We start from the raw sequence: 10,366 nt of genomic DNA on the forward strand, positions 1-10,366 counted from the left end.
TGCCGCCGGGGGCGGGGGGCGGGGCGGGCGGGCCGGGCGCGGGGGCCCGTCCCGGGCGGCCGGCGCCAAGCAGGTCTGAACGGCCCTCCGGGGGGGCGCCGATTGGCCACCAGGCGCGCCGGGGCCGCCGGCGAAGGGGCGGAGGCCCGGGCTTGCGCCCCTTCGCCGGCGGACGGTCAGGCGGTGAGCTGCCGGTGGCCGTTGTGGCCGGCGGTGACGGTGACCCTGCGCGGCTTGGCCCGCTCGGCCACCGGGATGCGCAGGGTCAGCACCCCGTTGTCGTAGCCGGCCTCCAGCCGGTCGGTGTCCAGGGTGTCGCCCAGGAACAGCTGCCGGGTGAAGGTGCCCATCGGCCGCTCGGCGGCCACCAGCTCCACGTCGTCGCCGGTGGGGCGGCGGCGCTCCGCGCGGACGGTCAGTACGTTGCGCTCCACCGTGCAGTCGATGCTGTCCGGGTCTACGCCGGGCAGGTCGAACACGGCGTAGAAGTGGTCGCCGTCGCGCCAGGCGTCCAGGCGCATCACCGCGGGGCGGTTCGCGGTGCCCAGCAGCTGCTCGGCGAGCCGGTCCATCTCCCGGAACGGGTCGGTGCGCATCAGCATGGTTGGTGCCTCCTCGGTTCCTCTGCCGAAGGTCTCTCGGGGGTTGAGCGTGGGTGACTCAACGTCCTCTTCTGTATTTAGCGCGCCGCGCCCGCGTCGTCAAGTCGGGCGACCTCGCCCGCCCGGCCGGCGGTCAGAGCGGGTGCCCGGTGGTGGCGTCCACGTGATCGGGCACCGGGTCGTGCCGGTCCCCGACGCTCGCCGTCCCGGACGGCTCGAACATCAGGATCGACGCGCCCTCCACCGAGGACGGCCGGTGCTCCACGCCGCGCGGCACCACGTACACCGACCCCCGGGGCAGCTCGACGCTCCGCTCACCGTCGCCGTCGCGCAGCGCGATCCGCAGCGACCCGTCCAGCACCAGGAAGAACTCGTCGGTGTGGTCGTGGGTGTGCCAGACGTGCTCACCGGCCACCTTGGCGATCCGGACGTCGTAGTCGTTGACCCGGGTGACGATCCGCGGGCTCCACAGCTGCTCGAAGCCGGCCAGCGCCGCCACGAGGTCGATCGGCTCGTCGCTCATGACCGTCATGGTGTCACCGACCCACCGCGGTCGGCTGCCCCGCGCGGCGCCGACCGGGCCCGCGCCGGTCAGAGAAAACGGTGCATCACGTGCAGGCCCACCCGGCCCGCCGTCGGGTGCGCGAACGCCTCCGGCACCGTGCCGATCACCTCGAACCCCAGCCGCCGGTACAGCTCCACCGCCACCGTGTTGGTCTCCGCAACCGCGTTGAACTGCATCGCCGCGTACCCCTGGTCGCGGGCCCAGCCCAGGGCGTCCACCACCAGGGCGCGGCCGACACCGCGACCGCGGGCGTCCGCGGCCACCATGAAGCTCGCCGTCGCCACGTGCGCGCCCGGGCCGGGCCGGTTGCGACCCATCTTCGCCGTGCCGAGCACCCGGTCGCCGTCCACCGCGACGACCGTGCGGGCCGGCGGCGGCTCCACCCACACCTGCCGGGCCACCTCCGGCGGCCAGGTCGGGTCGTACGGGAAGGTGTCACCCGCCGCCACGACCTCCTGGTAGATCGACAGCACCGCCGGCCAGTCCGCGTCGACGAAGTCTCTGATCAGCACCCGGCGGACGGTAGTCGCGCCGACCCCGCCCGGCAACGCCGATAGCCACCGAACCGTGACCCGCCGGGACCACGCCGGCTCGACCGGCGGGGCCACGATGGACGGGTGACCGAACCCGTCACCGCGCCCGCGCGCCCGGCTACCGACGGACCACCGCCCCCGGGGCCGCGTACGCCGGCGACCTGGCTGCTGGCCGCGGGCGTCACGGCCGTCCTGCTGCTGCTGGCCTCCCGGTACGGCTACCACCGCGACGAGCTGTACTTCCTGCTCTGCGGCCGGCACCTCGACTGGGGGTACGTCGACCAGGGGCCGCTGACACCCGTCATCGCCCGGGCGATGGACACCCTCGCCCCCGGCAACCTCACGGTGCTGCGCACCCCGTCGGCGCTGATCGCCGGGGCGGCCGTCGCGCTGACCGCCGCCCTGGCCCGACAGTTCGGCGCCGGCCGGGTCGGGCAACTGTTCGCCGCGTTTCTCGCCGCGATCTCGGCCGTGGTGCTCGCCGCCGGCCACCTGCTCAGCACCACCACCGTCGACGTGCTCGTCTGGCTGGTCACCCTCTACTGCGTGGTACGGGTGCTGCGCGGCGACGACTCCCGCTGGATGCTCGGCGCCGGCGCCGCGATCGGTGTCGGGATGCTCAACAAGCCGCTGCCCGCGCTGCTCGCGGTGAGCCTGGTCGCCGGGGTGGCCATCGCCGGGCCGCGCCGGCTGCTGCGCGACCGCTGGGTGCTCGTCGCCGCGGCCCTGTCCCTGTTGCTGGCCGCGCCGAACCTGATCTGGCAGGCCGTGCACGGCTTCCCCCAGCTCGGCGTCGCCTCGTCGATCGCCGGTGGCGACAGCTCGTACAGCGGACGCGTCGACGCGCTGCTGCTGCATGTGGTCATCATCGGGGCGTACGCGACGCCGATCTGGATCGCCGGTCTGGTGGCGCTGCTGCGCCGCCCGGCCTGGCGGGCGTACCGGTCGCTGGCCTGGGCCTGGCTCGTGGCGTTCGCGATCGTGCTGCTCGCCGGCGGCAAGGGCTACTACGACGCGCCCCTGTTGCTGCTGCTCACCGCCGCCGGGGCGATCGTCACCGTCGACTGGGCCGGCCGCCGGGCCGTGGCGCTGCGCCGCACGCTGCTCGCGGTCGGCGCGACGCTGGCGGTGGTGGTCAGCGTGGTGCTGCTGCTGCCCGCACTGCCCGCCGACCGGCTGCCGGGATTCGTGGTCGACGTCAACTACGACGCCGGGGAGACGATCGGCTGGCCCGCGTTCACCGACTCGCTCGCCGCCGCCCAGCGGGCGCTGCCCGAGCCGCAACGCCAGCGCGTGGTCGTGTTGACCGTGAACTATGGCGAGGCCGGCGCCGTCGCCCGGTACGGCCCGGCCCGTGGGCTGCCGCCCGCGTACTCCGGGCACAACAGCATGGCCGACTTCGGCCGGCCGCCCGACGATGCCGACGTGGCGCTCGCCGTCGGGTGGGATCGCCCGGACCAGCTGCGCGACTGGTTCGACCAGGTCACCCAGGTCGGACGGATCGACGAGCGGGTGGACGTCGCCAACGACGAGAACGGCGGCCCGATCTGGCTGTGCACCGGCCTGCGGCGGCCGTGGTCGCAGATCTGGGACGAGGAGGTACGCCGCGCCGGCTGACTCAGACCGCCGTCGCCCGGCCCGGACGGCCGTGGCGGCCACGTTCAGACCGCCGTGGCGACCACCAGCAGCTCGCCGTCGCCATGACCGACCGGCTCGCCGCCGAACCCGCCCTGGATCTGGCGTACCCGCAAGCCGGCTGCGGCCAGCGCGGAACGCAACTCACCTTCGGTGCGGAACCGCATCGTCGCGTCGGCCAGCACCTCGCCGTCCGGGAACCGGTAGTGCCGGGTGAACGACACGACCCGGTCGCGCACGTCGGTCACCTCCGTCCACACCTGCACCGCCCGGCCGTCGGGCAGGGTCAGCCGGCGCAGCGAGTCGATCCGGTTCCACCGCTCCCAGCCCCGGTCCGTCGGATCCCGTGAGTCGAAGATCAGCCGTCCACCGGGGACCAGCGCGCGGCGCACCGCGGCCAGGGTCCGCTCCCACTGCGCCTCGTCGACCACGAACTGGGTGACATGGCTGGTCGACACCACCACGTCGTACGCCCCGGCGTCCAGCACCTTCGCGCTGCCGGCACGCCAGTCGACCCGGTCGGCGCCCGGCTTGGCCCGCGCCGCGGCCAGCGAGGCGGGGGCCGGGTCCACCCCGGTCACCGTGTGCCCGGCCGCGGCCAGGGCGAGGGTGAGCCGGCCGGTGCCGCAGCCGAAGTCCAGCACCCGGGCGGACGACGTCTCACCCACCAGGGCGAGGAAGTACTCGTCGTCGCGCCCCCAGGTGAATTCCACGTCGTAGACCTCGACCAACCGCGGATCGAGGAACTCGCCGTTGCGCATCGCCGCACGCTAACCCCCGCGTGACACCCCTGCCAGCGGTTTCCGCCGGCCGTACGCGGGCAGCCGTCGGCCCCGGCGGGTGTCTAGGATCGGCGGCATGGCGACGCGGCTGGTGCAGATCGCGATGAACGCCCGGGACGACGTGGCCGTCGGCCGGTTCTGGGCGGCGGCGCTCGGTTGGGGCACGGAGATCGAGGAGCCCGGGGTGACCAACCTCGAACCCGTCGGCTTCGACTATCCCGACCCGGCCGCGGTCTGCATCGACGTGGTCACCGTGCCCGAAGCCAAGGTGGGCAAGAGCCGGGTGCACGTCGACCTCGCCACCACCTCCGCCGCACACCAGGCACAGCTGGTCACCCGCCTGACGGAGCTCGGCGCGACACCGGTCGACGTCGGTCAGGGCGACGTGCCGTGGACGGTGCTGGCCGACCCGGAAGGCAACGAGTTCTGCGTGGCGGAGCCCCGCCCCCACCACCGGGACACCGGCCCGATCGGCGCCGTGGTGGTCGACTGCCTCGACCCGCGGGCGCTGGCGCGCTTCTGGGACGAGGCGATCGACTGGGTGCTGCACGAGGTCGACGACGACCGGGCGGTGCTGCGCTCCGCCACAGGCGTCGGCCCGTACCTGGAGTTCCGGCGCACGCCCGACGCGAAGACCGGCAAGAACCGCACCCACCTGGACCTGCGGCCGTACCCCGGCGACGACCTGGCCGCGGAGGTGGCCCGGCTGCGGGCGCTGGGCGCCACCGACGTCGACCTCGGCCAGGGCGACGTGCCGTGGACGGTGCTGGCCGACCCGGAGGGCAACGAGTTCTGCGTCCTCACCCCGCGCTGACGCCCGGTCCGGACGACGCCCCGCACGACCGCCGCGAACGGCGGCTTGTCCGTTGCACGGCGCCGTCGCTGATGGAGGGCGCCAGCGGCGGCATGGGCGCTGGACGGTCTACGACCGTGTCGTTTCTTGTTCGACCACGCGAGCGAGGCGGCGAACGGCCTCGTCCATGAGGTCGGGTGGGGCTGCGGCGTAGGTCAGCCGCAGGTGCGGCGCCGGAGGTTCGGCCGCGTACCAGGGGCGGCCGGGAAAGACGACGACGCCTTCGGTCGCGGCCGCGGCGGCCAGCGCGACGTCGTCGATGCCGTCGGGTAGGCGCGCCCACAGGTGCAGACCGCCCCGTGGGATCGCCGGTGGAGCGAGTTCCGGCAGGTGCCGGCGCAGTGCGGTGAGCAGCGCCTCGCGCCGCGCCCGAAGCGCCGTACGCAGGGCACGGCGGTGCCGCGTCCAGGCCGGCGCGGTGACGATCTCCAGCGCGGCCTGCTGCAGCGGACCGGCGACGAAGAAGTCGTCGAGCAACCGGCCCGAACGCAGCCGGGCACCGGCTGGACCGCGGCCGCCCAGCGCGGCGACACGCAGCCCGGGAGCAGCGGACTTGGTCAGTGAGCGCAGGTAGATCACGTGCCCGTCGGCGTCGTCGGCGGCCAGCGGTGGCGGAGCCTCTCCATCGATGACGAGGTCGCGCGCGTAGTCGTCCTCGATCAGGAAAGCTCCGGCGGCACGGACGGCATCGGCGACCCCGCACCGACGATCGGCCGCCAGTGTCGCGCCCGTCGGGTTGGCGTAGAGCGGTTGGCAGTAGAACAGTCGGGCGCCGGTGCGGGCGAACGCAGCGGCGAGTTGGTCGGGCAGGACGCCGTCGGCGTCGGCGGGCACCGGTACCACCCGCAGCCCGGCCGCCCGGGCCACGGCCAACGCCCCCAGATAGGTCGGGGACTCGACGAGCAGGGTGTCACCCGGTGCGGCGAGAGCACGTAACGCCGAGGACAGCGCCGCCTGCCCGCCCGGGCAGATCACCATGTCGTCGGCGCGCAGCCCGGCCCCGGCCTCCCGAGCGAACCAGGCGCGCAGATCCTCACGTCCCTCCACCGGCCCGCGCTGCCACGCCGCGGGCTGCCGGGCCGCGCGGGCGAGCGCGCCGCCGAGCGCCGCAGCCGGCTGCAGGTCAGCGTCCAGGTAGCCGCCGGACAGCGGAATCGCTCCCGGCCGCGGCAACGCGAGCAACGCCTGCATCTCGTCCTCGCCCGGTCTGCGGGCACCGAGTGCCACCGTCTGCCACGACAGGTCGGGGGTGCGCCGCTCGTCCGGTGCGGCGACCACGAAGGTGCCCTTCCCCGGTCGCGTCTCGATCAGCCCTTCCGCCACCAGCTGTCGGACCGCTTCGGCGACGGTGACCGGCGAGGCCCGACGCCGGGCGGTCAACTCGCGCACCGAAGGCAGCCGGGTTCCCGGGTCCGCGGCGGCCGCCAGCCTGCGCAGATCTTGGATAACACCGGCCACTGCGTTACCGTCATTCATGAGTGAGAAGAATAGCGCTACTGTCCCCGGGACCGTAACGGCGAACCGGGTCGTCGGCCTCACCCTCGGCGCGCTCGGCGTGCTCGCGTTCAGCATGTCGCTGCCCGCAACCCGCGTCGCCGTGCGGGAGCTTGACCCGTGGTTCGTCGCCTTCGGCCGGGCCGTCGGTGCGGCACTTCTGGCGTGGGCGTACCTCCGTCTCACCGGCGCGCCGCGACCCACCCGGGACCAGTGGCGGCGGCTGCCGATCGTCGCCGTCGGCGTCGTCGTGGGTTTCCCGCTCTTCACCTCGCTGGCACTGACCACCCAGACGTCCGCACACGGCGCGGTCGTCATCACCGTGCTACCCGCGATGACCGCCGTGTTCGCGGTACTGCGGGCCGGCGAGCGCCCGCCGCAGCTCTTCTGGGTCGCCAGCGTCGGCGGGCTGGCGGTGGTCCTCGCCTTCCTGATCACCAGCGGCGCGGTGCGCGGTGCGGTGTCGGCCGCCGACCTGTTCCTGCTCGCCGCGGTCGTCCTGTGTGGTCTGGGCTACGCCGAGGGCGGCGCGCTCGCCCGCGATCTGGGTGGCGCTCGGACGATCTGTTGGGCGCTGCTGCTGTCGCTGCCCGTCACCCTGCCGATTACGCTCCTCGCCGCCTGGGCCCACCCGCCGCGACCCGACACCGCCGCTTGGTCGGCGTTCGGATACCTCACCGCGATCTCCATGTTCCTGGGCTTCTTCGCCTGGTACGCGGGCCTGGCCCGAGGTGGCATCGCCCAGGTCGGCCAGATCCAGCTCGCACAGCCGGTACTCACCCTGCTCTGGTCCGCGTTACTGCTCGGCGAGACCGTCACCCCCGCCTCGGTCGGAGCCGCGCTGGTCGTGCTGGCCTGCGTGGCACTGATCCAGCGCACCCGCGCGTCCGCCACCGACCAGGACACCACCACTCACGCGTCGCAGCGCACCGCACGCTGACGACGGGCGCCACCGGTCCGTGACACGTGCGTCCGGGAATGCCGGGAGTGGCGAAGTCCTCAACCCCCGCACCCTTGGCCGCCTCGCGGGCGTGGGCTCGAGTCGATGAGATGGCGCTCTTCGCGTACGACGACGAGCACGCCACGGGCCTGGCCGGGCTGCGCGCGGCGGCGTCCACCCGAGACCGGGCCCTCGGTCGACGCCTTGGACTTCCTCGTCCTGGCCTGACGGGGCCCGATCCCTCTGCGGCACACCACAGGTCCCGTCGCGACCCGGGTTCCCGGAGGCCGAATCGTGCCGCATCAGGTTCTCGGGTCCAGGACAGTTGCTGTCCTGGCCCGATGTAGTTGATGTCAGTGCGCACTCCTGAACTGGGAATGATCACTTTGATTGGGCCGTCCATGCTGCTCGTGGTCCGGTGTATCTGATACCGGCAGAAGTGATCTTGTTCTGGTTGGTTGAGTCTGAGCGGATGTGGTTCTCGATGAGGACTGCGAGGTGGCTGTGGTGGCCTTGGGGCCATGGGTCGTAGCGCATGGACGCGTCGATGAGGTTGCAGAAGGCGGCGACGGCGTCGCCCTGGGTCCTCGGTGAGGTGGCTTGGGTCTGCCAGCGGTGTGTGACGAAGAGGTTGGTCGCCGCGATGATTTCCGGATAGCTCGCAGCATGGAGCGCGGGGTCGTCAGCGTGATACTGGTGGGCGGCTGGCCGCAGTATGGAGAGGCGTTGGCTCTGGTTGTCGCCGACGTAGCGGCCGTGGAGGTATTCCCATGTGTCGGTGGCCGCTGTGGTGGCGATCAGGACCGGGGTCTGACCGTAGCGCCGGACGAGACGTCGGTGGCGGATCTGCGCCGTTTTGATCTCTGGTAGGCGCTCGATGTTGATGCTGTGCTCGGTGACGGGCCATGTGGTCGCTGCGGGAGCCAGGGTGCCGAGCCAGAGGTTGTGCTTGACGCAGGTGGTGACGTGGTGCGGGTAGTAGCGGTGGACGGTGCCGCCTCGGTGGCGGCGGACGCAGGGTGGGCAGGCGGGTCGGGGAAACGCCTGGAACAGCCACCAGCGAGGCGCGGGCTGGCGGAGCTCAGGTAGAACGCGGCGTAGGTGCTCGGTGGTTTGGCCGGTGAGCGCGCTGAGTTTGTCGAGGTTGAGAGTGCGGGTCTGCCGGTAGGAGATCTTGTTCGGTGAGGCGTCGATGGCGGCCTCGATGTCGCGGACGGGGACGTGGTTGGTGGCGGCGAGCCGTCTCAGGTAGGAGGTGACGGTTTCCCAGGTGACAGGGGGTGTGGCAATGGGCAGCCGTCGGGTGGGTGCACTGGTCATGCCGTGCTCGGTCGTTGGCGGCGATCACGGGCGGGGGTGGCTGTCTCGGCGGCGTGGTCGAGGCGGATCGCGTCGAGGTGGGCCTTGGTGATCTTTTCGGTGCCGTCGAGGATGGTGTCGATCGCGGCGCCGCGGATGAGATGGGACAGGCATGCCGATCATGCCGCGTGATCGTTGGTAGAGGTACTCGCTGTGGCGGGCGAGGCTGCCGGCCTTGTGGTGGTGTAGCCGTAGGGCTTGTTCGAGGGTGGCGACCAGGGACCGCCAGTTCTCCCGCTGGTTGTTGGTGCCGTAGGCGAACGGCCGGGTGGCGATAGTGGCGAATCGGCTGGCGATCTGTTCGCCGCGGGTGCCGGTGAAAAGATTGGCGCGTTCGACGTTGATGCCGGAGTAGACGAACGTGGCGGGGAGCCGCTCGGAGAAGTATTTGAGCTGGTCGGATGCTTCGGCTCCGGCGCGGGTGGCCAGGTTGAGGTTGTGGATCTCATCGATGAGTACCAGGTCGCAGCCGACGTGGCAGAGCACGGCGCAGACGGCGTTGGTGACGTCGGTGATGTTGGACCGTGCCGCCAGGGGCAGGCCGAGGAAGCGGGCGAACTCGACGGCGAGCATGCGGGGTGTCGCTGCTGGCGGGACGGTGACGTAGACGACCGGGATCCGCGGGCCGGTCATCGGATGACGTAGTGCGACGGCGAGTTCGTGGGCGCGGCCGAGTTGAGTGATGGCGGTGGTCTTGCCGGTGCCGGCGCCGCCGGTGATGATCAGCCCCCGGCGGGCGGACATCTGCCGGCGGTTGAGGATCAGCAGCCGGCGGACGGTCTTGACGACCTCTTGGATGGTGGGAGTGTTCACCACGATGAGGTCGCTGTGGTAGTCCAGTCGGGCGTCATCGTAGGCGGTCTGCTCGACCGGGCTTAGGTGCGGCCAGTCCAGGTGCAGCTCGGGCGGGCGCGGGTCGTGCTGCACCCACCGGGTCCAGCCTTCCTTGCTGGTCAGTGGCTCGTCAGCCGGTGGGGTGAACGCGGCGGTCATAGCCACCGTTGCGCCTCCTCGCGGGCGTTGAAGACGCCGAACGGGACGACGTTGTCGACCTGCTCGTCCTCGGGCTCGTCAAAGTCGGGCCCGGGTGGAGGCTCGGGAGTGACGGGGGGCCGGTGCGACGTGACGGCGGCCCGGGTCCTGGCCGCCACACGCCGGCTGGTCTCGTGTGGCGGGGCTTGCGGTGTGGGGCCTTCGCCGGCGCGGCGCAGCAGGTCGGCCAGCACCCGGGCGGTCGCGGTTTCATTCGACTCGCCGCCCGGATCGGGGGTGGCCTGTTGTCGGGCGTGGCGCCAGGTGAAGTCGGCGAACGGTGCGGCCACCATCGGCAGGTGGGTCCATCCGGCGCGGATCCAGCCGCCGTCGCGGTGGTTGCGCACCCACACGTGGGTTAGGTCGTAGGGGTCGTGGCGGACCTCCCACAACCCCCGCTTGGCCGCGATTCCGGAGTGCTGCCGGCGGTAGGGATTGAGCGCTCGGCTGTCGTAGGTGCGCCCGTCGAGGGGGCGCAGGGCCTATCAGTTCGTTTGTGTAAGGGCCTGACCTGGTTGGTGATGTTATGCCTTGTCCAGGCGGCCGGGGAACATGATGTCGAACTGGTTCA

At 72.3% G+C, this 10,366-nt stretch carries 11 protein-coding genes; 3 read left to right on the forward strand and 8 right to left on the reverse strand.

Features of this window, described 5'->3' with window-relative positions:
• Nucleotides 1-176 precede the first annotated feature (176 nt).
• The 3 genes from ACFY3U_RS27670 to ACFY3U_RS27680 all read right to left on the reverse strand — a co-directional run bounded on the left by ACFY3U_RS27670 (nucleotide 177) and on the right by ACFY3U_RS27680 (nucleotide 1,679).
• The gene (locus ACFY3U_RS27670) at nucleotides 177-602 is read right to left on the reverse strand and encodes an Hsp20/alpha crystallin family protein (RefSeq protein WP_387206909.1); all 426 of its coding nucleotides are present in this window, start codon (nucleotides 600-602) and stop codon (nucleotides 177-179) included.
• Between the two features lie 133 nt (nucleotides 603-735).
• The gene (locus ACFY3U_RS27675; protein ID WP_387206911.1) at nucleotides 736-1,125 is read right to left on the reverse strand and encodes a cupin domain-containing protein; all 390 of its coding nucleotides are present in this window, start codon (nucleotides 1,123-1,125) and stop codon (nucleotides 736-738) included.
• Between the two features lie 68 nt (nucleotides 1,126-1,193).
• Nucleotides 1,194-1,679, reverse strand: coding sequence for a GNAT family N-acetyltransferase (locus ACFY3U_RS27680; RefSeq protein WP_387206913.1), 486 nt, complete (start codon nucleotides 1,677-1,679; stop codon nucleotides 1,194-1,196).
• Nucleotides 1,680-1,784: 105 nt separating this feature from the next.
• Here ACFY3U_RS27680 and ACFY3U_RS27685 point away from each other — a divergent pair, with 105 nt between their 5' ends.
• On the forward strand, nucleotides 1,785-3,317 hold the full coding sequence (locus tag ACFY3U_RS27685; RefSeq protein ID WP_387206914.1) for a glycosyltransferase family 39 protein: 1,533 nt from the start codon (nucleotides 1,785-1,787) through the stop codon (nucleotides 3,315-3,317).
• Between the two features lie 44 nt (nucleotides 3,318-3,361).
• Here ACFY3U_RS27685 and ACFY3U_RS27690 read toward each other — a convergent pair whose 3' ends face one another.
• Nucleotides 3,362-4,096 carry a class I SAM-dependent methyltransferase gene (locus ACFY3U_RS27690; RefSeq protein ID WP_387206916.1) on the reverse strand — a complete coding sequence of 245 codons (735 nt, stop codon included), beginning with the start codon at nucleotides 4,094-4,096 and terminating at the stop codon, nucleotides 3,362-3,364.
• Nucleotides 4,097-4,193: 97 nt separating this feature from the next.
• Here ACFY3U_RS27690 and ACFY3U_RS27695 point away from each other — a divergent pair, with 97 nt between their 5' ends.
• Complete coding sequence (locus tag ACFY3U_RS27695) at nucleotides 4,194-4,931, forward strand: VOC family protein (protein WP_387206918.1); 738 nt, start codon at nucleotides 4,194-4,196, stop codon at nucleotides 4,929-4,931.
• A 108-nt stretch (nucleotides 4,932-5,039) separates the two neighbouring features.
• Here ACFY3U_RS27695 and ACFY3U_RS27700 read toward each other — a convergent pair whose 3' ends face one another.
• On the reverse strand, nucleotides 5,040-6,446 hold the full coding sequence (locus ACFY3U_RS27700) for a PLP-dependent aminotransferase family protein (protein ID WP_387206920.1): 1,407 nt from the start codon (nucleotides 6,444-6,446) through the stop codon (nucleotides 5,040-5,042).
• Between ACFY3U_RS27700 and ACFY3U_RS27705 the strand changes: the two genes are divergently transcribed.
• Nucleotides 6,445-7,404 carry a DMT family transporter gene (locus ACFY3U_RS27705; protein ID WP_387206921.1) on the forward strand — a complete coding sequence of 320 codons (960 nt, stop codon included), beginning with the start codon at nucleotides 6,445-6,447 and terminating at the stop codon, nucleotides 7,402-7,404. The genes ACFY3U_RS27700 and ACFY3U_RS27705 overlap by 2 nt on opposite strands.
• Before the next feature lie 381 nt (nucleotides 7,405-7,785).
• On the opposite strand, the gene ACFY3U_RS27710 is transcribed toward ACFY3U_RS27705, so the two are convergent.
• The 3 genes from ACFY3U_RS27710 to ACFY3U_RS27720 are packed head-to-tail and all read right to left on the reverse strand — an operon-like array spanning nucleotide 7,786 to nucleotide 10,187.
• Nucleotides 7,786-8,724 (reverse strand): TniQ family protein, encoded by a 939-nt coding sequence (locus tag ACFY3U_RS27710; protein ID WP_387206923.1) that lies wholly within the window; start codon nucleotides 8,722-8,724, stop codon nucleotides 7,786-7,788.
• A gap of 24 nt (nucleotides 8,725-8,748) precedes the next feature.
• On the reverse strand, nucleotides 8,749-9,756 hold the full coding sequence (locus tag ACFY3U_RS27715; protein WP_387206925.1) for a TniB family NTP-binding protein: 1,008 nt from the start codon (nucleotides 9,754-9,756) through the stop codon (nucleotides 8,749-8,751).
• Nucleotides 9,753-10,187: a hypothetical protein gene (locus ACFY3U_RS27720; RefSeq protein ID WP_387206924.1), complete on the reverse strand. Its 435-nt coding sequence runs from the start codon at nucleotides 10,185-10,187 to the stop codon at nucleotides 9,753-9,755. Before ACFY3U_RS27720 ends, ACFY3U_RS27715 begins: the two co-directional genes overlap by 4 nt.
• Between the last annotated feature and the right edge of the window lie 179 nt (nucleotides 10,188-10,366).

Origin of the sequence: Micromonospora sp. NPDC000089 (assembly GCF_042899365.1) — a bacterium.
In the GTDB taxonomy this organism is placed as follows: domain Bacteria; phylum Actinomycetota; class Actinomycetes; order Mycobacteriales; family Micromonosporaceae; genus Micromonospora.

What these genes read in the sequence shown, in the direction of transcription:
- ACFY3U_RS27715 (WP_387206925.1), bottom strand. Translation starts at nt 9,756, where the DNA reads ATGACCGCCGCGTTCACCCCACCGGCTGACGAGCCACTGACCAGCAAG.
- ACFY3U_RS27710 (WP_387206923.1), bottom strand. Translation starts at nt 8,724, where the DNA reads ATGACCAGTGCACCCACCCGACGGCTGCCCATTGCCACACCCCCTGTC.
- ACFY3U_RS27695 (WP_387206918.1), top strand. Translation starts at nt 4,194, where the DNA reads ATGGCGACGCGGCTGGTGCAGATCGCGATGAACGCCCGGGACGACGTG.
- ACFY3U_RS27675 (WP_387206911.1), bottom strand. Translation starts at nt 1,125, where the DNA reads ATGAGCGACGAGCCGATCGACCTCGTGGCGGCGCTGGCCGGCTTCGAG.
- ACFY3U_RS27705 (WP_387206921.1), top strand. Translation starts at nt 6,445, where the DNA reads ATGAGTGAGAAGAATAGCGCTACTGTCCCCGGGACCGTAACGGCGAAC.
- ACFY3U_RS27690 (WP_387206916.1), bottom strand. Translation starts at nt 4,096, where the DNA reads ATGCGCAACGGCGAGTTCCTCGATCCGCGGTTGGTCGAGGTCTACGAC.
- ACFY3U_RS27670 (WP_387206909.1), bottom strand. Translation starts at nt 602, where the DNA reads ATGCTGATGCGCACCGACCCGTTCCGGGAGATGGACCGGCTCGCCGAG.
- ACFY3U_RS27700 (WP_387206920.1), bottom strand. Translation starts at nt 6,446, where the DNA reads ATGAATGACGGTAACGCAGTGGCCGGTGTTATCCAAGATCTGCGCAGG.